The sequence below is a fragment of the Embleya scabrispora DSM 41855 genome (assembly GCF_000372745.1).
GTDB classification, from domain to species: domain Bacteria; phylum Actinomycetota; class Actinomycetes; order Streptomycetales; family Streptomycetaceae; genus Embleya; species Embleya scabrispora.
The window spans coordinates 458,868-482,739 of record NZ_KB889561.1 but is presented as its reverse complement, the minus strand read 5'-3'; the positions used below and the strand labels follow the sequence as shown (position 1 = coordinate 482,739).

20 protein-coding genes are annotated in these 23,872 nt (G+C 73.7%); all 20 read left to right on the top strand.

Features of this window, described 5'->3' with window-relative positions:
- On the top strand, positions 1 to 528 hold a 528-nt coding region (locus A3IC_RS0101990), incomplete at its 5' end, for an Hsp70 family protein (RefSeq protein WP_026217780.1).
- Positions 525 to 1,091 (top strand): nucleotide exchange factor GrpE, encoded by a 567-nt coding sequence (gene grpE / locus A3IC_RS0101985; RefSeq protein ID WP_020548382.1) that lies wholly within the window; start codon positions 525 to 527, stop codon positions 1,089 to 1,091. The genes A3IC_RS0101990 and grpE, both read left to right, overlap by 4 nt.
- Before the next feature lie 123 nt (positions 1,092 to 1,214).
- Positions 1,215 to 1,481 carry a DUF1876 domain-containing protein gene (locus tag A3IC_RS0101980; protein ID WP_040876035.1) on the top strand — a complete coding sequence of 89 codons (267 nt, stop codon included), beginning with the start codon at positions 1,215 to 1,217 and terminating at the stop codon, positions 1,479 to 1,481.
- 300 nt (positions 1,482 to 1,781) lie between these two features.
- Positions 1,782 to 2,495, top strand: coding sequence for a LuxR C-terminal-related transcriptional regulator (locus A3IC_RS52020; protein WP_020548380.1), 714 nt, complete (start codon positions 1,782 to 1,784; stop codon positions 2,493 to 2,495).
- Positions 2,496 to 2,887: 392 nt separating this feature from the next.
- Positions 2,888 to 4,930, top strand: a complete 2,043-nt coding sequence (locus A3IC_RS52015) for an AAA family ATPase (protein WP_158695771.1) — start codon at positions 2,888 to 2,890, stop codon at positions 4,928 to 4,930.
- Entirely contained in the window at positions 4,930 to 7,854 is a 2,925-nt protein-coding gene (locus A3IC_RS61710) for an eCIS core domain-containing protein (RefSeq protein WP_079026189.1), read from the top strand. The genes A3IC_RS52015 and A3IC_RS61710 overlap by 1 nt, the downstream gene beginning before the upstream one ends.
- Positions 7,851 to 8,780: a Pvc16 family protein gene (locus tag A3IC_RS0101960; RefSeq protein WP_026217777.1), complete on the top strand. Its 930-nt coding sequence runs from the start codon at positions 7,851 to 7,853 to the stop codon at positions 8,778 to 8,780. Before A3IC_RS61710 ends, A3IC_RS0101960 begins: the two co-directional genes overlap by 4 nt.
- 13 nt (positions 8,781 to 8,793) lie before the next feature.
- On the top strand, positions 8,794 to 10,761 hold the full coding sequence (locus tag A3IC_RS0101955) for a phage tail sheath subtilisin-like domain-containing protein (RefSeq protein WP_020548378.1): 1,968 nt from the start codon (positions 8,794 to 8,796) through the stop codon (positions 10,759 to 10,761).
- Between the two features lie 94 nt (positions 10,762 to 10,855).
- The gene (locus tag A3IC_RS0101950) at positions 10,856 to 11,293 is read left to right on the top strand and encodes a phage tail protein (protein ID WP_020548377.1); all 438 of its coding nucleotides are present in this window, start codon (positions 10,856 to 10,858) and stop codon (positions 11,291 to 11,293) included.
- Between the two features lie 2 nt (positions 11,294 to 11,295).
- Positions 11,296 to 11,688 carry a hypothetical protein gene (locus A3IC_RS0101945; RefSeq protein ID WP_040876031.1) on the top strand — a complete coding sequence of 131 codons (393 nt, stop codon included), beginning with the start codon at positions 11,296 to 11,298 and terminating at the stop codon, positions 11,686 to 11,688.
- Positions 11,610 to 11,822, top strand: a complete 213-nt coding sequence (locus A3IC_RS72905; RefSeq protein WP_425387295.1) for a DUF6760 family protein — start codon at positions 11,610 to 11,612, stop codon at positions 11,820 to 11,822. The genes A3IC_RS0101945 and A3IC_RS72905 overlap by 79 nt, the downstream gene beginning before the upstream one ends.
- Before the next feature lie 77 nt (positions 11,823 to 11,899).
- A complete protein-coding gene (locus tag A3IC_RS0101935; RefSeq protein ID WP_026217776.1) occupies positions 11,900 to 12,664 on the top strand; it encodes a hypothetical protein in 765 nt (254 codons plus the stop codon).
- Positions 12,661 to 13,359 carry a CIS tube protein gene (locus tag A3IC_RS0101930; RefSeq protein ID WP_079026198.1) on the top strand — a complete coding sequence of 233 codons (699 nt, stop codon included), beginning with the start codon at positions 12,661 to 12,663 and terminating at the stop codon, positions 13,357 to 13,359. Before A3IC_RS0101935 ends, A3IC_RS0101930 begins: the two co-directional genes overlap by 4 nt.
- Positions 13,356 to 14,582: a phage late control D family protein gene (locus A3IC_RS0101925; protein ID WP_020548374.1), complete on the top strand. Its 1,227-nt coding sequence runs from the start codon at positions 13,356 to 13,358 to the stop codon at positions 14,580 to 14,582. Before A3IC_RS0101930 ends, A3IC_RS0101925 begins: the two co-directional genes overlap by 4 nt.
- 91 nt (positions 14,583 to 14,673) lie before the next feature.
- A complete protein-coding gene (locus tag A3IC_RS61705; protein ID WP_106668749.1) occupies positions 14,674 to 15,327 on the top strand; it encodes a phage baseplate assembly protein V in 654 nt (217 codons plus the stop codon).
- A 69-nt stretch (positions 15,328 to 15,396) separates the two neighbouring features.
- Entirely contained in the window at positions 15,397 to 15,675 is a 279-nt protein-coding gene (locus tag A3IC_RS0101915) for a PAAR domain-containing protein (protein WP_026217775.1), read from the top strand.
- A 2-nt stretch (positions 15,676 to 15,677) separates the two neighbouring features.
- Positions 15,678 to 16,130 carry a GPW/gp25 family protein gene (locus A3IC_RS0101910; RefSeq protein ID WP_205354340.1) on the top strand — a complete coding sequence of 151 codons (453 nt, stop codon included), beginning with the start codon at positions 15,678 to 15,680 and terminating at the stop codon, positions 16,128 to 16,130.
- Positions 16,127 to 20,500 carry a baseplate J/gp47 family protein gene (locus tag A3IC_RS0101905; protein ID WP_020548370.1) on the top strand — a complete coding sequence of 1,458 codons (4,374 nt, stop codon included), beginning with the start codon at positions 16,127 to 16,129 and terminating at the stop codon, positions 20,498 to 20,500. Before A3IC_RS0101910 ends, A3IC_RS0101905 begins: the two co-directional genes overlap by 4 nt.
- A 3-nt stretch (positions 20,501 to 20,503) precedes the next feature.
- Positions 20,504 to 22,753 (top strand): baseplate J/gp47 family protein, encoded by a 2,250-nt coding sequence (locus A3IC_RS0101900; protein WP_020548369.1) that lies wholly within the window; start codon positions 20,504 to 20,506, stop codon positions 22,751 to 22,753.
- Positions 22,754 to 22,976: 223 nt separating this feature from the next.
- Positions 22,977 to 23,872: hypothetical protein (locus A3IC_RS52000; protein WP_040875941.1), on the top strand; the 896-nt coding region annotated here is incomplete at its 3' end.

Here is a 23,872-nt window from a genome sequence, read left to right as displayed (position 1 = left end):
GGGCTGCCGCAGATCGAGGTCACCTTCGACATCGACGCCAACGGCATCGTGCACGTGTCCGCGAAGGACCTGGGCACGGGCAAGGAGCAGTCGATGACCATCACTGGCGGCTCCGGCCTGCCGAAGGACGACATCGACCGGATGATGCGCGAGGCGGAGGCGCACGCGGAGGAGGACCACCAGCGTCGCGAGGCCGCGGAGACCCGCAACCAGGCCGAGCAACTGGTGTACACCACCGAGAAGTTCATCAAGGACAACGGCGACAAGGTGCCCGCCGACGTGAAGACCGAGGTCGAGACGTCGCTCACCGAGCTCAAGGACGCGCTCAAGGGCGAGGACCTGGCCGCGATCCGCGACGCCGCGGAGAAGGTCGGCACGATCAGTCAGAAGATGGGCAGCGCGCTGTATGCCAATCCCCAACCGGGTACCGAGGGCGCGGCCGCGGCGGACGCCGGTGGTGACGTCGACGACGACGTGGTCGACGCCGAGATCGTCGACGACGACAAGCAGGGAGGTGGGACCGCGTGAACCGGACCCCTTCCGGCCCGGGGCGGCTGTTGCCGGTCCCCGTCGGGCATCCGCAGTCACCGATCCTGGACACACTGTTGGCCGAGATCGCGGCGCTGCACGGGCGATTGGGCGAGCGAGAGGACGAACTGCGGCGGCTCCGGGCGGACTACGACGCCTATCGCGCACACGTACGCCGGGATCGGCTCGCGGTGCGCGAGGTCGCGCTGGCCAATGTGCTCGCGCCACTGCTGACGGTGGTCGACGACTTCGACCGGGCCCGCGCCGCCGGTGAGGCGACGGCCGGAGTGGCCGGTGCCGTCGACGCTCTGGAGGACACCCTCGGGGCCCTGGGATTGCGTGGATTCTGCGCGGTCGGGGACGAGTTCGACCCGCACCTGCACGACGCGTTGGTGTATCGGGTCGAGCCCGGGGTGGATCCGCCGATCTGTTCGGTGGTGCACACGCCGGGCTACCGCGTGGGGGATCGACTGCTGCGCCCGGCCCGGGTGACGGTGACCGGACCGCCGCCGGGCGGCGAGCGGGCGAACGACGACCCGGGGGCGGGTGGTCGCGTCGAGTAGGACGCGGGACGCGGATCGAGGTGACGGAAGGGAGCGGAGCATCGTGGTGCGGCACGACGCACCACGCCGGTGCGGAGGGGTACGACCGGCACCGACCGGACCGGGGGCCTGGAGGAGACACTCATGCAGATCGTCGGATGGCACATCGAGATGGAGTTCAAGGAGGACGGCAAGCGGACCGAGGCCGCCGCGCTCCTTCGGCTGCGGGACGGAACGGAGTTGCGCTCGCATGCGCACGCGAGCCGCTTTCCGGACGACCCCGATCAGCCGCAGGTCGGCGAGGAGATCGCCGCCGCCCGGGCGTTGACCGACCTGACCCGACAACTGCTGGACAAGGCGGCGGGCGAGATCGAGACGACGACGCGGCGTCCGGTGCAATCCCTGGCGTAGCCCGCGGGCCGGCCCCGCCGGTTCCGCCGGTCGCGACGCGGCCGGCGGAACCGGCCCCGCGCGCGGACATGACGTGCTCCGGCGGCTCTTTCGGTGTGGTTCGCGGACTTTTGAGGCTTGTGGCGGGGCGTCGTCGGCGACGGTACCCTTAGCGCAACCGGTTGATTACCCTGTGTGGTCGACGGTCGATGGGCCGGTCACCGGATGCGGCACGCCGCACGAGGGACACGCGGGACTCGCGGGACGGTGACGCGGGGACCGCCCGGTGAGCGTTCGACGGCGGGGGGCAGAGAGAAGCCGATGAGTGCGGCGATCGAGGTAGTCGTGATCACCCCGGTCCGGATCTATCGCGAAGCAACCGTGCGGGCGCTGGCCGACGAACCGGCGTTGCGTCTGGTCGGTTCGGGCGGCTCCGCCTCCGAGGCGGTGGCCGGTGCGCGCCGCCTGCGGCCCTCGGTACTGCTGCTCGACCTGGCGACGCCCGACAGTATCGCGGCGATCCGCGCGATCCGGCGCAGTTCGCCGGAGACCCGACTGATCGCGCTCGGGGTGGACGAAGCGCGCGACGACGTGATCACCGCCGCGGAGGCCGGTGTCGCGGGCTTCATCGGGCTGGAGTACTCGGTGTTGGAGACCGCCGCGGCCATCGTCGGCGCGGTGCGCGGCGAGGCGTCGTGCAGTCCGCGGATCGCCGCGCTGCTGTTGCAACGCATGCAGTCGCCGGCCATCGGTCCGCAGGGCGCGGCGTCCGCACTGCCGGAGACGCTCACCGCGCGCGAGCGGGAGATCCTCTTCCTGATGGCCGAGGGGATGAGCAACCACGAGATCGCGCGTCGGTTGTCCATCGGCTTGTCCACGGTGAAGACCCATGTGCACGCGGTACTGCGCAAGTTGGGCGTGCCGCATCGCGAGGCGGCGGCGATGTTGTTGCGGTCGGTACCGGTTCGCGCGCCGCGTACGCGGCGCGCGCCGGATCGCGAACAGCCCGCCAAGGGTGGGCAGAAGCCCTCCTGACGCCGACGTCGAAGGCGGCGCACGCACGCGCGTGCGCACGCCGTCGGCCAACGCGGCCCTGTCCAACGGGCGGTCGTGCTCCCGAGGTCCGAATCGACGACGGCGCGGCCACGATGGGTGGTTGTGCCGCACGATTCGGTGGAGCGCGCAACTCGCCGCCGGTGGACGCGGGTGGCTCCGAAGCCGGTTGCCGAACCCCGATCGACGGGTATCGGCAACCGGCTTCGGTCCTGTTCCGGGGCCCGGCGCGGCCTCGATGGGGTGGACCTCGATCTCCACCTCGGGTGGAGAAGCACGCTCCGGCGGTCGGTCGTGGATCTACTCCTGTGGCCGGCAAAGATCGTCCTGTCGGGTGGATGACGCGCTCCCGGCCGATGATCAAGGATCGCGGCATGGCCGCCACCGCCTCGATCGGTTCGAGCGCATCCGTGATTCCCGACCTCTCCGACCTGGAGCGGTGGATCGCGGACGTGCTCTCCCGAGCCGTGGCGACGATCGACCGGCAGCCCGAGGAGAGTTCGCTGGAGCGGCTCTACCCGTCGTACGGAGAGGTCCTCGACACGCTGTCGGACAAACCGCGCCCGAAATGCCTCCTGATAACGGGCCCGCCGTTGCCGACGCACATCGCACTGCCGCTGGCGCGCCGCGGATTCGACGCATTCGACCTGGCCGTCGTGGCGTTGGCCCTCGCGCCGGACCTGGACCCCGCCCTCGGTCGGGTGATCGGGTGGCTGCATCGCGATCCCGGGCAGCCGTACCCGACGCTCGACCTGCTCGCCCGGCTGTGCTGCGAGAGTGGCGCGGACCGGGCGGCGGTGGCGGTTCGGCTCTCCTCGGCCGGAGCACTGTCGCGCAGCGGGCTGGTCGAGACGCTCGGCGCCGGCTCCGGGCCCTCGTACGCGAGCGCCGTGCGGCCCTCGGCCGTACTGCTGCGGCGGATCTTCGGGGTGACCCGACTCGCCGACGAACTGGCGCCGTTCGCGACCCTGGACACGTACGCACCGGCCGGTGTGGCCGACCCCGGGACCGCCGAGGCGCTGGTCGGCCGGCTGTCGGGGGACGACCCGACGCTGACCCACCTGTACGGCGCGGCACCGGCGCACTGCCTGGACCTGGCCTGGTGGAGCGCGGCCCGGGCCGGACGCCGAGCGTTGACCACACGGCCGGAGGCGCTGACCGACCCGGCTCTCGTGCGCGGACTCGCCGCCGAGGCGATTCTGCGGGAGGCGGTGCTCGTGGTGGACGCTCACGCGCTGACGCCGCCCACGTCGGTGTGGGAGCGGTTCCCCCACACGATCGTGATCGGCGGCCCCGACTCGCTCGCGCCGACCGGGCCCGACGTGCCGGCCGAGCGGGTGGTCTCGCTGGCCGTGCGGCGCACACCGTCGGCGGGCGGCCCGGGCGGCCTGACCGCCGCGCTGGCCGAGCGGGGCGTGCACGTCACGGGCGGCGCCGGGGCCGATCCACTGGCCGGCTGGACCCACCTGGCCGGCCCCGAGCTGCGGCACACGCTGGACGCGGTCGCCGCCCGGGCCCGTGGGCGGGTCGAGACGGGCGGCGAACTGCACACCACCCCGATCGAGGCGGCCGAGGTGGCCGCGCAGGTCACCGGTGGTGAACTGGGCCGACTCGCCTCGCGGTTGGGCACGTCGCAGGATTGGTCGGCGCTGATCGTGCCGAGCGATGTCGGCGAGCGGCTGCACGACGTGTGCGCACATCTGACGGCCCATCGCACGGTGCTCGACGGACACGGGTTCGCCGAGCGGCCGGGCCAGGGACGAGGCGTGTCGGTGCTGTTCGCCGGGCCCAGCGGCACCGGCAAGACGCTCGCCGCCCGGCTGGTGGCGGGCCGGCTCGGGCTGCCGCTCTACCGGGTGGACCTGGCGTCGGTGGTGTCGAAGTACATCGGCGAGACCGAGCAGAACCTGGACGCGGTGTTCACCGCCGCCGCGCGCACCGACGCGGTGCTCCTGTTCGACGAGTGCGACGCGCTGTTCGGCAAGCGCAGCGAGGTGCACGACGCGCGCGATCGCTACGCCAACCTGGAAGTGGCCTACCTGCTCCAGCGGTTGGAGGACCACGACGGGCTCGCGGTACTGGCCACGAACCTGTTGCACCACATGGACGACGCGTTCATCCGGCGGTTGACCTACTGTGTGCACTTCCCGTTCCCGGAGGCCGCCGAGCGGCGGCGGATCTGGCAGCGCGTCTGGCCGCCCGCGCTGCCTCGCGATGTCGATGTCGACCTGGGCGAACTCGCCGAGAACTACCCGCTTTCGGGCGGCCACATCCACAACGTCGCGGTCGCGGCGGCGCATTTGGCGGCAGCCGAGGGGCGGGCCGTGGACCGGGCCGCGGTGCTGCGCGCGATGGCGCGCGAGTACGACAAGATCGGGCCATCCCCGCAGGCCCCCGCAGCCCTCGGGGTGGTGTGATGGCATCGGGTGCCATGGCGGGTGGCGACAAAGGGTCGCACCTGCCCGCCGCGTTGGAGTCGCGGGCCGAGCGGGCCAGGCCGTTGGACGCGTCGGTGCGCGGTGCGATGGAGCGCTCGTTCGGTACATCGCTGGGCGAGGTGGTGGTGCACACCGACGCCGAGGCGGCGGCATCCGCCGAGCGGCTCGACGCGAAGGCGTACGCGGTGGGGCGGCACGTCGTGTTCGGGCCGGGCCGCTACGACCCGCACTCGGATGCCGGCCGGGCACTGATCGGCCACGAACTCGCGCACGTGGTGCAGCAGCGGCGCGGCGGCGCGCGGCCGGGGTCGAACGGCGTGCACCCGGCCGGCACCGCCGCCGAGGGCGCCGCGCACAGTGCGGGGGCGCGCGCCGCGGCGGGGCTGTCCGCCTCCGTCGGCGGCGGCACCGCGCCCGGGGTGTCCCGGGCGTCGAAGGGGGAGGAAGATCCGGAAGTCGCCCGCCTCAAGGCGGAGAACCGCGCCTCGGACATGCAGAACCTGGGTGCGGTGGAGGGCGTCCTGCTCGAAGGCGCCGGGATCGTCGACACCCTGATCGGGTTCGGATACAGCGCGCACGACGTGGGCCGGCTCGGCGTGGACGAACTGGCGTCGGCTCTGGACCTGAGTCCGGAGAACCGGTCACGACTGAAGTCCGCGACCGACGTGCTGACCGGGGGGCCGGTGCTGGAGGCGGTGCGAGACCGGGCCAAGGCAGCCGAGCTGTACGACCCGACGACCCGTTCGCCTGCCGTTTCGTCCCTGGTCACCTCGGCCGGCGACTGGCTGGAGAAGAAGTACGACGAGACACTCGGGACCACGAAGCCGGAGAACGACGACCTGTTCACCGACCGTGAGTTGTACGAGATCTTCGGGCAACTCGGCGCCAAGACCGTCCTTACGGCGATCGACGTCGAGGAAGTGAAGACCCTGCTCGCCGTGGTGAACGTGTTGGGCGCCGTCAAGCCGATTCTGGACGCCGTCAACAAGAATCCGCACGGCTGGCCGTCCGATCGGGACTTCTGGACGAAGGTGGTCGCCGCGGTGCTCACCGTGGCCGGTATGCGTGCGGGGGGCGCCAACCGGAAGATCGCCCGGGTGCTGATCGACCTGGCGTTGGCGACGGTGACGCTGGGACCGTTGGTGGAGAGGCTCTCGCAGGACTGGAATCGGCCGCCCGGAGCGGACCGGGACGCCGCGCTCAAGCAGGATGCGAAGGACCTCGCGAAAGCCATCCTGAACCTGCTGCACCAAATCCTCCTGCAAGCCGCCATGAGCCGGAGCGCGAAGGCTCGTGGCGAGCGGTCGCCGGCGGGCGGCGCGCCGAAGGCCGGCAGGCAGGGTGCGACATCCGTGAAGCAGCCGCAGCCGAGCGGCGAGCCGCGTACGCCGCTGGGGTCCCCGGCACCTCCCTCGACCGCGCCCGTCGCCGCGCCCCCGACACCCGCCGCACCGGCCGCCGCCGCACCCAAGGCGGGAGGCACGAAACCCTCCGTCCGGAAAGCCCCGGGCAGGAAGTCCCCGGCGAAGCGGACTACGCACACGTCGACGGCCGTGACGCCTGTGCCGGCAGCCGGCACTCCGGAGACTGCCGGCGTGCCCGGTGCGCCGACCTCGGGTACGGCGAAGACGGAGCCGGTGAGGATCGAGCCGGTGAAGACCGGGCCGGTGAAGACCGGGCCGGTGAAGACCGGGCCGGTGAAGACCGGGCCGGTGAAGACCGGGCCGGTGAAGACCGGGCCGGTGAGGATCGGGCCGGTGAAAACGAGTCCGGTCGAAAAGCCTTCGGGGTCCGAGGCCGGGGCCGACAAGACGTCGGCGGGGACGACCACCGCGCCGCCGGCGAAGAGCGTGCCCGCGCCGGTCGAGGGGGGAGAGGCTCGACCCGGGTCCCAGACGGCCGCGTCGACGCCGACCAAGACGACGGTTCCGAAGGCCGGGGCGACTGCGACGCGGAAGACCTCGGACCGGAAGCCGGCGGCTGCCGCGGCCGGGAGGGAAAAGGTGGCCGCCAAGACCGTCGCGCGGGAGACGGCGGCCGCAACCCGGAAGGACGTGGCGGCGAAGAAGGCTGCCGCACGGGCGGAAGCGGCTGCGACGAAGGCGGCTGCGAAGGGAGCGGCTGCCGCGGCCCGGAAGGAAGCGGCAGCGGCGAAGGCCGCTGCGAAGGAGGCGGCGGCTGCGGCCCGGAAGGAAGCGGCGGCGAGGAAGGCCGCCGAACGGGCGGAAGCCGCTGCGGCGAAGGCGGCCGCGAAGGAGGCGGCCGCTGCGGCTCGGAAGGCGGCGGCTGCGGCGAAAACCGGCTCCGCGGAGACGACCGAGCAGGCCCATCGGCGGCGCCTCAGGGAAGTTCGGCCCCGGGCGGCGGAGTTGCGGGCCGAGATTCGCCGGGACAAGAACGGCCCCGGCCTCGATCGACTGGAAGCCTTGTACAAGACCCAGCCGGACCGCGTGCTCGCGGCTCTGGAGAAGAGCGATCCGGTGGCGGGCCAGGTGCTGACGCAGCGCTACAAGCAAGGTCTGGAAGCCGATGTGAAGCGCCATGCGGAGGATGATTTCCGGCCCCCGCACGAGGCGAGCGTCAGGGTCGTGGACAAGGACGGCTACCCGGTCCACCACGAGACGGTCCACAGCGGTGGTGTCACCAAGGAGCGGCGGCAGGAGGTGGGCATGAACCAGGCCAACCAGGAGAGCCACACCGAGGCCAAGGCGTCGCGTGAGATCCCGCTGAAGCCTGGACAGACGATGCGTATCACCGGTCAGTACAACCCCTGCGATCCCTGTCTGGCGGCGATGCAGGCGGGCGCGGACCGCAGCGGCGGCCGGATCAACTACTGGTGGCCGGGCGGCCCGAAGGAAGGCATCACCTTCGAACCCACCTCCCGACGGGGCAAGAAGCCGTGATCGACATCCTCGACCTGATCATTCGGGAGACCCTGGTCGCGGGTGTGCCCGGGCTGACGAGTGCGCGGATCGGGTTTCAGCCGCCGGACGACGACTGGCGGCAGCGGGTCGGCGCGAGCACCGGGGTGTGGGTCAACTGCGCGCTGGTCGACCTGCGCGAGGACCGGCACATGCGGATGAACATCCGGCGCCGGATCACCTCCGACGCGGGAATCGTGGAGCGCCGCGAACCGGCGCGGATCCGCTGCCACTACCTGATCACCGCGTGGAACGCGGCCAAGGACAGCGCGCAGATGCCCGCCACCGAGCAGGAGCACACGGTGCTCGGCGCGGTCCTGGCACTCCTGCTCGACGCCGACCCGCTGGTCGCCTCGGCGATCCTGACGCCCGAGCAACTGGCCAAGCTGCCCTCGACGTTGCGCGAGGCGGAGCTGCCGGTGGAGGTGGTGCCGCCGGAAGGCTTCAGCAAGCTGGCCGAGTTCTGGGGGACGGTCGGCCGGGCCACGTCCTGGCGACCGGCCGTCTATCTGATCGTCACGATGCCGGTTCCGGAACCGGACCGGCGGCTCGACGGCGTCGTGCACACGGTGCTGACCTCCTACGACGCCTACGAGGGCGGATCGACGCGGGCCAGCGACGGGCACGGCGAGCAACTCGCCGACGTGGGCGGCCTCGTGCTCGACGCCACCGGGGGACCGGCGGTGCCGGCGGTCCCGGTGGCCGACGCGGACGTGGTGCTGGTGGACCCGGCGGGTCGGGAGGTGGCCCGGGTGCGCAGCGGCGACGACGGGCGCTTCGTGCTCGTCGGTCTGCGACCGGGCGCCTACCAGGCGCGCGTCACCGCCGCCGGATTGCCGCCGCCGGCACCCGGTGCGGTCCAGGTTCCCGGATCACCCGACGCGCTGATCGAACTGCGCTTCACCTGAGAGGACATCCGCCATGGCCGTGCAGGTCTCGTACCCCGGCGTCTACATCGAAGAGACCGAGCCCGCCGCGCCCATCCAGGGCGTGTCGACCAGTGTCGCGGCGTTCATCGGCATCAGCGGGCAGGGGCCGATCGCCGAACCCACCCTGGTGACCAGTCCGGACGCGTTCACCGCGCAGTTCGGGCCGCCGGTGGACGGCGGCGACGTGCCCTACTATCTGCCGCTCGCGGTCGACGGGTTCTTCCGCAACGGCGGTACCCAGTGCTTCGTCCTGCGGGTGGGCACCGCCACGCCCGCCGGCGCCGATCTGCCGGGTCGTGCGACGGGTGCGCCGGCCGTGGCCCGGGCGGTGGCGCTGCTCGACGGTCCGGACGGCGCGGGAGGTTCGGTCCGGGTCACCGATTCGAGTGCGCTGGGCGCGGCGTTGACGGCGGCGGGTGCCGGGACCGATCTGCCGGTGGCGCGCGGGACGGCGAACATCACCGCCGTGGACGCCACCCGGCGTGTGCTCACCGTGAACGCGGTCGACGGCCTGGCGGCCGGTGAACGGGTGGTCGTGGCCAAGGGCGCGGAGACCCGGAAGCTGCGGGTGAGGTCGGTACAGGCGCCGGACACGATCGTGCTCGACGAGGGCCTGTCCGGCGCGACCGACTTCGTCGGCGGCACGGTGACCTCGGACGACCTGGCCGCCGGGGACACGGTGTTGCGGTTCACGGTACCGGCCGGCATCGCACTGCGTCCGCTGGTCCCGGTCGGCTCGTCGGTGCGGATCGGCGACGGCACCAATACCGAGTGGGGGATCGTCGCCGCGGTCACCAACGACGCGTTGACCCTGCGCAGGCCGCTGACCAAGGTATACAGGCTGGCCGGGCCCACCCGAGTGGCCACGGCCGAGTTCGATCTCACCGTCACCGACCGCGACGGCAACGCGGCCACGTACCCGAATCTGTCCACCACGCCGTCGCATCCGCGCTGGTGGGGCGGTCCGGTGGTGCCTCGGAGCTACCTGAGGATCGTGATCTCCCCGAACGCCCCGACACCGGTCGGTGATCCGCGGCCCAAGGCCGGAACGTACGTGTTGGCGGGTGCGGTCGCCGACGACCCGGCCACGTCCTGGGCGGATGTGGCCGGCCGGATCGACGAGCACCTGAAGCTGCTGCGGCCGATCGACGAGATCTCGCTCGTGCTGGCCCCGGGGTGTACCGACATCGGCGCGCAGCGGGCGATCGTCGAGCACTGCGAGTCGCTCTACGACCGGTTCGCGATCCTGGACAGTGCGCCCGGCATCGACGTGGTCACCGTCAAGGCGCAACGCGCGCAGCTCACGGGTGCGTTGGACAAGGGTTTCGCGGCGCTGTACTACCCGTGGATCCAACTCCGCGACCCGGCCAAGGTGGCGGTGGTGCTCCAACCGCCGTCCGGCCACATCGCCGGGATCTACGCGCACACCGACGCGACCCGCGGTGTGCACAAGGCCCCGGCCAATGTCGGCATCGCGGGCGCGCTCGGACTCGAACGCCGGCTCGGCGACGCCGATCAGGGCCTGCTCAATCCGGACGGCGTCAACGCGCTGCGGATTCTGCCCGGGCGCGGATCGCCGGTGGTGTGGGGTGCGCGAACCACGACGGGTGACCGCAACTGGCAGTACATCAATGTGCGTCGGTTGTTCCTGTTCCTGGAGGAGTCGATCCAAGAGGGCCTGCGCGGGGCCGTGTTCGAGCCGAACGACCTGGAGTTGTGGGGCCGGCTCAGGCACACGCTCACCGAATTCCTCACCCGGGTCTGGCGGGACGGCGCGCTCTTCGGCGCCAAGGCCAAGGACGCCTTCTTCGTCCGGATCGACGAGGCGTTGAATCCGCCGAGCACCCGCAAGCTCGGCCTGCTCTACATCGAGATCGGCGTACAGCCGGTGTACCCGGCGGAGTTCATCGTGGTCCGCATCGGCATCTGGGACGGCGGCGCGGAAGTGAGCGAACAGTAGCGGCCGGCCGCGCGCGGAGGCGCGCATTCGAACCCGCGGGCAGGCCCGCCGGCGGGCACCCACGATCGGCAACGGACAGGCAGCGGAGGACGCCGTGAGCACGGGCGATATCCAGGATCCCTTTGTCAACTTCAACTTCAAGGTCGAACTCGACGGCATCATCCGGGTCGGGTTCCACGAGGTGAGCGGCCTCGACGCGACGGTGGAGGTGATGGAACACCGCGAGGGCGGTTGGAACATCACCCCGTACAAGTTCCCCGGTCAGGCGAAATACGCCAACATCATGCTCAAGTGGGGCATGACCACCGACACCGAGCTGTACGAGTGGCATCAGCAGATCGTCGAGGGCGACATCCTGCGGCGCAACGGCGCGGTGCTGCTGCTGGATCGGCGCGGTGTGGTCACCTCGCGGTGGAACTTCGTCCGGGCTTGGCCGACCAAGTACACGGCTCCGCCATTGACGGCCGAGTCCGACGACATCGCGATCGAGACCCTCGAACTGGTCCACGAGGGCCTGGTGCGGGTGCAGTGACCATGCTTCAGATCGAACACGACTTCACGCTGCCGATCGGGCTGCTCGGTGAGGACGGCGCGCTGCATCGCGACGGCACGATGCGGCTCGCCACCGCCGCCGACGAGATCCTGCCGCTGGCGGACCCGCGCGTGCAGCGCAATCCGGCCTACCTCTCGGTGATTCTGCTCAGCCGGGTGGTCACCCGCGTGGGCGGCGTCGAGACGGTGACGCCGCGCACCATCGAGACGTTGTTCGCCGCCGACCTGGCGCATCTCCAGGAGCTGTACAACCGGATCAACACCGTGGACGAGCCGCTCGGTTCGGCGGACGGGTCCTGCCCGAACTGCGGCGAGGAGGTCCGCCCGGGCCACGAGCGCCTGGGGGGATCCGTGGATATCCGGTCGATCGGCTGAGGGAGGAGATCGCCTTCGTCGCCTACCACCTGCACTGGTCGCACGCCGAACTGATGGGCCTCGACCACGCCGAACGCCGACGGTGGGTGGAGCGGGTGTCGGCCATCAACCAGCGCCTCAACGACGCGCTCTAGAGCGGAGCGCGCGGGGCACGGCCCACCGACGTCGCGAGGACCGCACCGCGTGGATCGCATGGGGAAAGGAGGGGATTGTGGACGTCACGAGAGTACGCGTACCGGCGGTCGGATGGCCGGTCCGATCGGCCTCGGCGTCGATGCTCGCCGGCCTCCGGTCCCGGGCCGAGGCATTGGTCGGCGGCCGTGCCGCAGGCCGGGTGGAGGCCGGATTGCCCGGGATCGGGCTGGTGTTGCACACGCCGCCGCGCCCGGTGCCCCCGCGCGCGCCACGCTCGGCGTCCGGGTCCGCTCCGGACATCCGGCGCTGCGCGCACGTACGACTGGATGTGCGGGTGAGCGTGCCGCGCATGGTGGCCCTGGCCGGTGCGCCGTCCGGCGGGTCGTCCGGGTCGCCGTCCGCCGGTCCGGGTCGGTTGCCTGCGCCCGTGTTGCGCACCGCGTTCGCGGGGCCCGGCCGTGCGGTGGCCGAACGTGGCCGGGTGACACGGGAGTTGTACGAGCACGGGGCCGGCCACGGTCGACGGATCGAGGAAGCCGGCCGCCCCGGCGCGACGCCGCGCGACGCCCGCCCGGCCGCCCCGCCCGGTCGGGCCGGCGGGCCCCGCGGCGGATTGACGCTCACCCTGCCCGGCCGCCCGGCGCCGGTTTCGACCGCGGCCGAGCGGCGGCCCGCGCCGGCGGAGGCGTCGGTGCGCGGCCGGGTCGAGCCCGCGCACGGGCACGGTGCGACGGCGCCCGCGCTCACCTCGGCCGACCTGCCGCGCCTGGTGGACGGGGTGGTCCGGGAGATCGACCGTCGGGTGCTCGCCCGCCGGGAACGTCGGGGGTGGAGCCGATGACCGTGATGGAACGCGCGACGATCACCAACACCGTCACCGGTGCGCGTACCCGTGTGTTGTTCAACCCGGAGGACTACACGGTCAACCGGGAGACGACCTACGCCCAACTCCCGGTGCCGGGGCTGTCCGCGCCCGTCGTGCAGTTCGTGCACGGCAACGCGCAGACGCTGGAGATGGAGCTGTTCCTCGACTCGCTGGAGGCGAACGACCAGGCGGGTGCGGGCAGCGACGTGCGGATCCTGGTCCGCCGGATCGTGGATCTGATGGACATCGATCCCACGTTGCACGCGCCGCCGCCGCTGGTGTTCGCGTGGTCGAGCCTGACCTTCACGTGTGTGCTGACCCGGGTCGCGCAGAAGTTCGTGATGTTCAAGCCGGACGGGACCCCGGTGCGGGCCCGACTGACGGTCACCTTCGGCGAGTTCCGCAATGTGGACATGGAGGCGAAGGAGGTCAAGCGGCAGACCTCGGACTACACCAAGGCGCACACCGTGGTCGCCGGCGAGAGCCTCCAACTGATCGCCTGGCGCGAATACGGCTCGGCGTCCGCGTGGCGGCCGATCGCGCTGCACAACGGCCTGGACGATCCGCGGGTGTTGCCGGTCGGCGCGACGCTGCACCTGCCCCGGCTGCCGTATCGGGATCCGGCCACGAACGAGGTCTTCGACACGCCGCCCCGGGAGGTGCCGGCATGAGCGCGTTTCCGCAGTACGCCCCGGAGATGCGGCTGCGCTTCGCCGGTCGGCCGGCGCCGGCGGCGTTGCGCGGCTCGGTCACCGGCGTGACCTGCCAGACCGGCATGGGCGACGCGGATCGGCTGGAGGTCTCGCTCGCCAACGAGGGTCTGCGCTGGCTCGACGACCCGCTGTTGCGGCTGGACACCGAGGTGAGCATCGCGCTCGGTTACGCGCCGGACGAACCGCGTCGGTTGTTCACCGGCGAAGTGGTCGGCACCGAGGCGAGTTTCCCCTCCGACGGCATGCCGATGTTGCGGGTGGTCGCCCAGGACCGGCGCACCCGGCTCGCCGCGGCCTCGCCCGCGCGCTGGTTCGGTGTGCCGGTGCCCAAGCTCGGGGTGTTCCCGCTGCCGGATCCGGTGGTGGCGCCGGTGCTCGCGATCGAGCACGGCATGGTCCCGCTGCTGGACCCGCTGGGCGCGTTCCTGTCCGCGGCACTGGGTGTGGTGGACGTGGTGGCCTCGGCGGAGGACCCGAGCATGCGCCAGCGTGTGGTGCGCCGCCAACAGTCGGAGACCACGCTGGACTTCCTGAAGAAGATCGCGGTGGAGAACGCGTGGGAGTTGATCGTCGAGCACGACAACGAGCCGTCGGGTTTCGTGCTTCGGTTGATGTCGCCCGCCGGCAATCTCTCCTCCGATGTGACGTTGCGCTACGGGCGTTCGTTGATGGAGTTCACCCCGCGGATCAGTACGGTCGGCCAGGTCGCGCGGGTGTCGGTGCGGGTGTGGCGGCCGGAGATCCGGCTCGAACTGACCGTCTCGGTCGGCTACGACTGGGACCGGCAGGCGCTCACCATCGAGGTGACCCCGGGTTTCGGGTTGCCGATCGCGGGCGGCGCCGAGGTGTTGTTGGTGGACGAGCCGGTGACCATCGCCACCGCCCCGCGGCTGATCGTCGCCAAGCTGTTGCCGAGGCTGAACCGGCGTACCACCGCGAGTGGTTCGTGCGTGGGCGATCCGCGGATCAGCGCCGGCCGGGTGTTGCGGATCGAGGGTGTCGGCGAGACGTTCGGCGGCCTGTGGCGGGTGGTGTCGGCGCAGCACACCCTCGACGGCGGCGGCTATCGCACCTCGTTCGACCTGCGCAAGGAGATCTGGTTCGACGGCATCCCGCCCGCAGCGCAGGGCGCGGTGCGCGTCCAGGGCGGGCTGCTGTCGTTGCCGGCGCCCAACTCGTGAGCCGATGGCCGCTTTCGCGTCGCCCGCGCCGGGCGGCCGCTTCGCCCCCGACCCGTTCCCGACGTACCGCTCGATCCATGGGAGGACCGGCATGTTCGAACCGCTCTTCGACGCCCTCGACGACGTCCACGAGTCCGACAGTCCGCGGGTGACCGGCGTGGCGCCCGCCACGGTGGTGGACAACCTGGATCTGACCGGGGCCGGACGGGTGCAGGTCAGGTACGCGTGGTTGCCGGGCATCGAGCCGTGGGCGCGGGTGTGTGCGACGGTGGCCGGCGACGGCTCGGGGGTGTGGTTCATGCCGCAGCCGGACGACGAGGTGCTCGTCGCGTTCCGCAACGGCGACGTGCGCGAGCCCTACGTGCTCGGCGGGTTGTGGACGATGACCTCGCGTCCTCCGGTGGATCTGCCCATCGACTCGGTGAGCAAGCGGGTCATCCGCACACCGGTGGGCCACGAGGTGGTCATCGACGATCTCGTCCAGTCGATCACCCTGTCCCACGTGCTGGGCCACTCGATCGAGATCGCCGTCGACGGGATCACCCTGGCCGTGGCCGGCGGCGCGGCGAAGATCTCGCTGACCACGTCCGGCGCGGTGACCGTCTCCGGTACCCGCTCGGTGGACGTGAGCGGCCTGGACGTGAGCGTCAAGGCCGGCAACGGTCTGGCGGTGAACGCCACGCGCGCGGATGTGCAGGCCGCCGCCACGTGCAGCATCCAGGGCGCGCTGGTGAAGATCAACTGACCCTCCCTTTGGATACCGACCACCCCGTTTCCCGCGACCCGAGTACACCCACCCCCCGAGGAGGCAGTCGTGCCCGCAGCAGCGCGCGTCACCGACCCCACCGGTCACCCCGGCATGGTCGCGGGACCCGGCGTGCCCACCGTGTTGATCGGTGGGTTGCCCGCCGCGGTGCAGGGCGACATGCACGCGTGCGCCTTCCCGCCGCCCGCCGCGCATCCGCCGTCGCCGTTCACCAAGGGCTCCGCGACGGTGCTCGTCGGCGGCCGCGGCGCGCTGCGCCAGGGCGACCTGGCGGGTTGTGGTGCGCCGGTGGTGGCGGGCGTGCCGACCGTGCTGATCGGAGGTTGACGGTGGCCGAGCCGAACGCGCCGCTGAATCCCGACCCCGTGCAGCGCACGCCCGACGATGCCGCCGTGCTCGGTCGGGGCTGGGCCGCGCCGGCCCGGCTGGACCCGCTCGGCGAGGCGGCCCAGGCGGCCGGGCCGGAGAAGGTCCGCCAGTCGGTACTGCTCATCCTGGGCACCCGGCGCGGCGAGCGGGTGATGCGTCCCGACTTCGGCGCGGGCCTGGAGGACATGCTGTTCGAGCCGGTCACCGCGGCCACCGCCGCGCTGGTGCGGCTGCGGGTGGAACAGGGCCTGACCGCGTGGGAGCCGCGGATCGACGTGCTGGGCGTGGACGTGTCGGTGGCCGATCGTGCGGCGGGTCGACTGGACGTGCGCATCGACTACCGGATCCGCGCCACCAACACCTTCTACAACCTCGTCTACCCGTTCCACCTGCACGAAGGCGCGGCCACGTGAGCGCGCCGCGCAGTCGGGCCGAGGTGGTCGCCGCGCTGTTGGCCGCGCGCACCGGCTGGGTGCCCGACTGGCACCCCACCCCGGGCGGACCGTCGCTGGGCGCGGCGCACGGACTCGGCGCGCTGCTGGCCGCGTTGGAGGAGCGGCTCGCCGCGCTGCCCGACCGGCAACTGGCCGCGCTCCTGGACATGGTGGGCGTATCGCTGCTGCCCGCGCAGGGCGCCGCCGGCACGGTGCTGCTCCAGGCGCTGCCCGGGGTGAGCGGGGCCCGGGTGACCGCCGGATCCCGGCTGGGTGCCACCGTGCCCGGGCAGGACGCGCCGCTGGTCTTCGAGACCCGCGAGACGGTGGCGCTGGCCGGCGCGCCCCTGGTCGAGGTGTGGAGCCTGGACCCGGGCGCGGATGCGGCCGCCGAACACTCCGCCGACGTGCCGGCCCGGCGTCCGGTCACGCTGTTCACCGGACTGCGGCCCGCCGTGCGGGAGTTGTATCTGGCGCACGACACGCTCCTGGCGTTCGCCGGGCGGGCCGGCGTGGAGATCACCGTCGTCCTGCGCCGGCCGGCCTCGACCCCGCTGCGGATCACCTGGACGTGGTGGGACGGCGCGGCCTGGCGGCCGTTCGCGCCCTGGGGCCAGGGCGACGACGCCTCCCGGGACGGGACCGCGGGGCTCACCCGCTCCGGCACGGTGCATCTGGTCGCGCCCTGTGCGACGGCGGTGGCCACCACCGTCTCGGGCATCGAGTCGTTTTGGCTACGGGCTCGGCTGGACTCGGGACTGAGCGCCCAACCGGGCTTCGTGGTGCCCGAGTTGGCGCACCTGCGGCTGGCGGCGGTCGGTACGCATGCCCGCCTGGCGCTGTTCGCGGGACCGCCGACCGGGGCCGACACGACCGTCACCGTCCACGCCGCGCACGGCACGACCGCGCCGGCCACCGCGACCCTGCACGTCGCGGACACCACGGCCGGCAGCAAGGAGAACCAGGCCGCCAAGCCCGGCATCCCGGTCACCGTCGCGGCCGAACACCTGGGCCACACCGTACGGTTCGGCGTCACCGTGCCGCCCACCGCCGCCGACACCTTCACCGCGGGCACGGGCGTTCCGCAGCCGGGTGTGGACTACTTCCCGCTGGACGACCCCGACGACCTCACCGCGCCGCTCGCCCTGGACGCCCCCGCCCACCTGGACCTGACCCTGCGGACCGGCCTGGTTCCGGACAAGGCGGTCGCCGACGCGCAGGCGGTGGACCTGACCCGGGCGTTCACCCCGCTGGGCCCGGCACCGGTGCGCGGCAGCGCGTTCCACGTGGCGTGCGACGCCGCGTTCGCCAAGCCGGGCGCCCGGGTGACGGTGGTGGTGGGCCGGCCGCGCACCGCGGCGGAGGAGGCCGACCAGCGCACCGGCGAGTTGACCGGGGGAGTGCAGAACGCCAAGGAGTTCCGGGACAAGACGGTCGCCGACATCCGCACCGTGGCGACCCGGCTGGCCGCGCTGACCGCGGTCAGCGGAGACCTCGGTCGAGCGGTGGTCTCGCCGTTGTCCGACGAGGACCCGACCACGTGGTACACCCAGGTCAAGGCGCATCTGCGGGACGCGCTGACCTCGTTGCGCGGCGCCGCGCAGGCCGAACCGGGCCTGTTCGCCAACGTCGGCTCCGCCCGCGACCACGTCAAGGCCGCGCAGACCGCCGCCGATCCGGCCGCCGACCTCGCGGCCGCGCTGTCCGCGCTCGGCGGCGCCCCGCGCGCGAGCGCCGCGTTGCTGCTGGCCACCGCCGACGTGGCCGCGCAACTGTCCGCCGGCGCCAATGCGTTGACCGCGCCCCGGGCCGCACTGGCGCAGGCGCTCGCGGGCGGCACCGACGCGCAGGTGGTCGCCGCGCACGGCGCGCTCGCCTCCGCGCTGGGCACCGTGCTGGCCACACCCACCCCGTACCTGGCGGACACTCCGCTGCCGTCCTTCCTCAGCGCCGACCCGCAGGCGTTCGTCACCGACGTGACCGCGCGCATCGACGCGGCCAGGTCTGCCGTGGACACCCAGGTGGCGAAGGCCCGGGCGATCGCCACCGCGCTGGAGAGCCTGGCACCGGAGGACCTGCTCAAAGCCGTGGCCGGCGCGCAGACCCCGAACCAGCTCACCGCGCCGGAGGTGACCTGGGAGTACTTCGACGGCACCCGCTGGCGGGCGATCGGCGCGGCGGGCGCGCCTGCGGTTTTGGCCCTGCAACGCTCGGGAGCGCTGCACTTCACCGTGCCGGACGACTGGGCGCCGGCCCCGGTGACCGGTGACGAGCGCCGCTGGTTGCGGGCCCGGCTGGAACGCGGCAGCTTCTCGTTCCTGCGCCAGGTGAGTTGGACCGACAAGTCCGGCGTGCTCAACTTCCTGCCCGTGGTGGAACCCCGCCCGCCGGTGCTGGACCGGTTCGAGGTGTTCTACCGGCACGTCGCAGGGCCGGACCAGCCGCGGCACATCCTCGCGCTCGACGACCACGCCTGGGCCGATCTGACCGCCGCCCTCGCCTTTCCCGGGACCGGCGCGACCCCGTTCCGGCCGATGGCCGAGACCGCGCCGACGCTGTATCTGGGCTTCGACGGCGAACTGCCCGCCGACCGCCTGGGCCTGTACGTCGAGCCCGCCGACGAGGACCCCGACGCGGTACCGGTGCGTCCCACCTGGGAGGGCCACGACGGCACCGGCTGGGTCGCCCTGGCCACCGACGACGGCAGCGAGGGCTTCACCCGCGCCGGCGTGATCGGCCTGATCTGGCCCGGTACGGGCGGCCCACCGGGGGCACCGGTCACCGGCGCCGCCGACCACACGGTCACCCTGCTCGGGCGCGGCGCCGCCGCCCGATTCGCGCCCGGCGACCGGCTGTTGATCACCGACCTGCGCGGCGGCGAACCGGTGGTCGTGGCCGCCGCCGACGGCGCGACGCTCACCGTGCGCGAGCGGCTCTCGCGCGCCTACGCCGGCGGCGAACTGCGCGACGCCCCGCCCGCCCGGTTCGGCACGCCCCGTACCTGGATCCGGGCCCGCTTCCCGGCCGAGGCCGACCCTCCGCGGCCGACCCTGAACGCGCTGGTGCCCAACGCGGCACAGGTGCAACAGGTGCAGACGATCACCGACGAACTGCTCGGCTCGGCCGACGGCAGCGCCGGACAGGTCTTCCGGGCGCTGCGCACGCCGGTTTTGGACGGCGCCGTGCTGGAGGTGCGCGAACTCGACGGCGACCGGGCGTCCGTGGACCTGCCGCTGCTGCAACGGGAGTTGGCCGATCGAGCGGGCACGGCACTGCGCACCGTGGCCGATCCGCGCACCGGCCGGGTCACCCAGGTGTGGGTGCGCTGGGACGAGGTGCCCTCGCTGGGTCTGGCCGGCCCGGCCGACCGGGTCTACGTCTGCGACCACGCGACCGGACGGGTGTTGTTCGGCGGGAACGGACACGGGCGGGTGCCCGCGGTGGGGCCGGACAACGTGCGGCTGCGGGTGTACCGCTCCGGCGGCGGCGCGGCCGGCAACGTGCCGGCCGGCGCGATCACCCAGGCGGTCGGCGCGGTGGCCGTGGGCGGGGTGAGCAACCCGCGCGGTACGAGTGGCGGCACCGACGCCGAGCGCTTTCCCGACGTCCTGCGTCGCGGCCCCGCGCTGCTGCGGCACCGCCGGCTCGCGCTGACCGAGACCGACGTGGCCGCGCTGGCCCGGGAGACCGTCCCGGCGATCGCGGCGGCCCGCGCGCTGGGTGCGCGCGACCGCCACGGGCGGGTGTCGCCGGGTGTGGTCCGGCTGGTCGTGGTGCCGCGGGACGGCAGCGACCGGCCGCAGGCCACCGGCGAACTGCTGCGCCGGGTGCGGGACGCGGTCCGGGCGCGGATGCCGGCGGCGGCCCGGCTGGTGGTCGAGGGCGTGCGCTACTTCCCGGTCGGAGTAGCCGCCACCGTGCGGCCGACCCGGGCCGGCGACGCCGGGCAGGTGCGCGGTGCGGTGCTCGCCGATCTGGCCCGTTTCCTGCATCCGCTCGACGGCGGACCGCAGGGCACGGGTTGGCCGTTCGGCCGCGGCGTGTACCTGTCCGACCTGGCCCGACGGCTGGAGGCGGTGCCCGGGGTGGACGTGGTGACCACGCTCGACCTGACGGTGGACGGGGTGCCGGCCGGCGACGCGGTGCCGGTGGCCGCGGACGCGGTGGTGTGCGCCGGCCCGCTCGTCGTGCGGCTCGCCGGCGCGGCGGAATCGGGGTCGCCCCGGCCGGCCGGCTCGTCGGCGCCTTCGGGGTCCTCGTACCCGGGGTCCTCGTACCCGGGGTCCTCGTACTCGGGCGGCGCGTCGATGTCTTGGCGGTCCTCGCGATCGCCGGGAAGGGAGTTCTGAAGCATGCCCCTGTTCCCTCCGAGTCTGGACACCCGACGCTGGCCGGATCTGGTCGCCGAGGCGCGGGCGTTGTTGCCGCTGGAGAGTCCGCAGTGGACCGACCACAATCACTCCGATCCCGGCATCGCGGTGATCGAGATGCTCGCGTGGCTCGTGGACACCGACGTCTACCGGGCCTCGCGAGTCACCGATCGGCATCGACGCAAACTGCTCGCGCTGCTGGGCGTACACCCGGCCGCGCCGAGCGCGGCGCGCGTGGTGCTCGCGGTCCGGCCCGGCCCGGGCGCGCCGTCGGAACTGCCCGCCCGGCTCGGCTTCGTCGCGCACGGAGCCGACGCCGCGACCGGACTGGAAACGACGCAGGCGCTGCCGCTGACCGGCGCGTCGGTGATCGCTGCGGGCACCGACGACGGCACGGCCGAACAGTCGGCTTACACCCTCGGCTGGACCGACCACACACCCACGCTGCTCGGCGGCGCCCCGGTGGACGCGCTCGGCCCCGACCCGCGGGCGGGCGCCGCGCTCGTCCTGGGCCTGGACCGGGCGCTGCCCGCGGGCACCGCCCTCGCGCTGTATCTGGACACCGACCCGGAGCCGGCCGAGGTCGCCGGCAGCGCGCCGCACCACGACGCGCACACCCGCTGGGAGGCTCGGGCGGGCGGCGCCTGGCAGCCGCTCGCCGACGTCGTGGACCGGACCGGGTCGCTGACCCGATCCGGCGCCGTGCGGCTGCGGCTCGGGCCGGCCGGGCTGCCGGTCGAGCCGCTCGGCGCGGCCGGGACCCGGGCGTGGGTGCGCTGCCGGCTCGACCGGGGCCGGCACGACGCGCCGCCGCGGGTTCGCCGGGTGGTCGCCGACGCGGTCGAGGCGGTCCTGGCCACGGCGGCCGTCGGCGCCTACGACGTCGCCTCGACGGCCGTGCTGACCGGTGCGGCGGCCCTGGTCGAGGGCGCGCTGGTGCCGCTGGCGATCACCGTGGACGGTGCGCGCGTGGTACGGACCGTGCGCACCGACGACCCGGCCGCCCCGGTGGTGCGGATCCTGCGCTGGATCGCACCGACGCCGGCGACCCCCGGGCGGCTGGTGGCCGAACTCGTCGCGGCCGGCGTCGGCGACGGCGCGCCGGAGCAGGCGTTCACCCTGCCCGGCGGCGCGATCGCCGCGGACTCGCCGACGCCGGGGCCCCACCGGGTGTGGCTGGTCGACCCGGTGGGCGGCGTCGAGCCGGTCCGCCTGGTCCCGGATCTGGACGCGGCCGGCCGCACCGACCTGCACGCCGTGCTCGACGCCGCGACCGGCACGCTCACCTTCGGCGACGGCCGCGCCGGCCGGGTGCCCGAGCTTGGCCGCACCGTGCTTGCCGCGTACCGCACCACCTCCGGAGCCCGCAGCGCGGCCCTGGCCCCGCCGGCGCCCGTGGTCGTCGCACCCGACGCGCGCACCCGCGTGCTCCTGGGCGGCCCACCCGCCCCCGGCGCGCTGACCGTCACCCTGGTCGGCCCGGCGGTGGGCGGCACCGACGCCGAGGACACGGTCGCCGCCGCGGCCCGCGCCGAACGCGCGTTGTGGGCGCACGAGCGCCTCGTGGACGCACTCGCCGCGACCGAGGCCGACTCCCTCGACGAGCTGCCCCGCGCCGCGGTGCTCCGGCTCGCCGCCCCCGAACGCGCGGTGACCCTGGCCGGCGTCGAGCGCTGCGCCCTGGACACCCCCGGGACCCGGATCGCCCGGGTCCGCGCGTTCGCCGAGACCGACCCGCGTCTGCCGGGCCTGGTCGCCTCGGGCTGTGTGAGCGTGGTCGTGGTGCCCACGCTCCCTCGGGGCCGGCCCGAACCCACCGCGGGCCTGCTGCGCGCGGTGCGCCGACACCTGGCCGGGCTGCGTACGACCGGCACCCGCCTGTTCGTCACCGGGCCGCGCTACGTCGTGGTCGCCGCCGAGGTGACCGTGGCGCTGCTCCCGGGCGCCGACCCGGGCGTGACGGCCGTCGCGGTGCGGACCGCGCTGGACACGTTCCTGCATCCGATCACCGGCGGACCGCACGGCACCGGTTGGCCGTTCGGCCGTGATGTGCACCGCAGCGAGGTGCTGCGCGTGCTGGACGAGGCCCCGGGCGTGGACCACGTCACCGCGCTCGCGCTGCGTGCCGACGGCGGCCCGCCGGGCTGCGGCGGGTTGTGCGTGCCGCCGACGGCCCTGGTGGTGCCGGGCGAGCACGCCGTTCGCGCCGTCCGAGCGGAGGTGCCCCGATGACGGCGAGCCCGTGGCGGCGGTCGGTGGGTGGGTGGAGGCGTTCCGATGACGGCGGGTCTCGATCGTGTGGTCGGGGGACCCGATGCGCGGGTGGGGGCATTGCGATGACCGCGACCCCCCGGTCGTGTGGTGGCGGCGGTCGGCGTGTGGGCGGAGGCGCCCCGATGACCATGACCCCTGATCGCGTCGTGGCGGTACCCGGTGAGCGAGCGGAGGCATCACGATGACCGCGACCCCGGACCGAGTGGTCGAGGAACCCGGCGTTCGGTTGGCCGCCGCCGATCTGCGCGACCTCACCGCGAACGAGGCCCGGCAGTTGGCCCGGCACACCCGCGCCGCGCATCGCACGTGGGGCGTCGCGGTGGGTCTCGCGGTGTGGTCGCTCGGCGACGGGCGACTCCTGGTCGATCCGGGCGTGGCCCTCACCCGCGGCGGCGACCTGGTCGTGCTCGGCGACGACGACGTGCTCGCGGTGCCGGACGCGGCGACCGGGTCCTTGGCGGTGGTGCTGCGCCGCGAGTGTGGCGGGCCGCGTGGCCGGCCGCGGCTGTTGGAGGCCGGCGACGTCGCCGGGCCGGGTGATGTGCCGCTCGCGGTGTACCGGACCGATACGCGCGGGGTGGACGTGGGCGACGGGGCCCGGCGCAACGCGCACCGACCCGGGCCGACCGTGCTGCTCGCGGGCCGGCCGGGCCGGGGCGCGATAGCCGCCGAGGGCTCGCGGGCGCACTGGTCGGCGCGGGTCGACTTCGTGCGCGCGTTCGCCGACGTGCCACAGGTGTTCGTCAGTGCGCAGGGGCCGCCGCCGGCCGGCACCGCGGGCACCACCGTGCAGGTCGCGGAGGTCGACGCGACCGGGTTCCGGATCACCGTGCGGCACGCGCTGCCCGAGTCCGGCGACGTCGACGAGCAGCCGAAGGTGTCCGCGGTGCCGATGGCGTTCGCGTGGACGGCCGTGCTCGGCGCGCGACCGGTGCGGGCGCTGTCCGGGCCGGCCGACCCGCCGTGCCCGGTGCCGTGCACGCGGCCGGTGGTGTATGTGCCGCGCGACGCGCGCGGCACGGCGCCCTCCGAAGGCCGTGCCGGGCCCGGTCCCGGTGATGCGGCCGGGGGTTCACC

Excerpts from the sequence above, each read along its gene's own strand:
- A3IC_RS0101980 (WP_040876035.1), top strand. The coding sequence starts at position 1,215 with ATGCAGATCGTCGGATGGCACATCGAGATGGAGTTCAAGGAGGACGGC.
- A3IC_RS52020 (WP_020548380.1), top strand. The coding sequence starts at position 1,782 with ATGAGTGCGGCGATCGAGGTAGTCGTGATCACCCCGGTCCGGATCTAT.
- A3IC_RS52015 (WP_158695771.1), top strand. The coding sequence starts at position 2,888 with ATGGCCGCCACCGCCTCGATCGGTTCGAGCGCATCCGTGATTCCCGAC.
- A3IC_RS61710 (WP_079026189.1), top strand. The coding sequence starts at position 4,930 with ATGGCATCGGGTGCCATGGCGGGTGGCGACAAAGGGTCGCACCTGCCC.
- A3IC_RS0101955 (WP_020548378.1), top strand. The coding sequence starts at position 8,794 with ATGGCCGTGCAGGTCTCGTACCCCGGCGTCTACATCGAAGAGACCGAG.
- A3IC_RS0101945 (WP_040876031.1), top strand. The coding sequence starts at position 11,296 with ATGCTTCAGATCGAACACGACTTCACGCTGCCGATCGGGCTGCTCGGT.
- A3IC_RS0101930 (WP_079026198.1), top strand. The coding sequence starts at position 12,661 with ATGACCGTGATGGAACGCGCGACGATCACCAACACCGTCACCGGTGCG.
- A3IC_RS0101925 (WP_020548374.1), top strand. The coding sequence starts at position 13,356 with ATGAGCGCGTTTCCGCAGTACGCCCCGGAGATGCGGCTGCGCTTCGCC.
- A3IC_RS61705 (WP_106668749.1), top strand. The coding sequence starts at position 14,674 with ATGTTCGAACCGCTCTTCGACGCCCTCGACGACGTCCACGAGTCCGAC.
- A3IC_RS0101900 (WP_020548369.1), top strand. The coding sequence starts at position 20,504 with ATGCCCCTGTTCCCTCCGAGTCTGGACACCCGACGCTGGCCGGATCTG.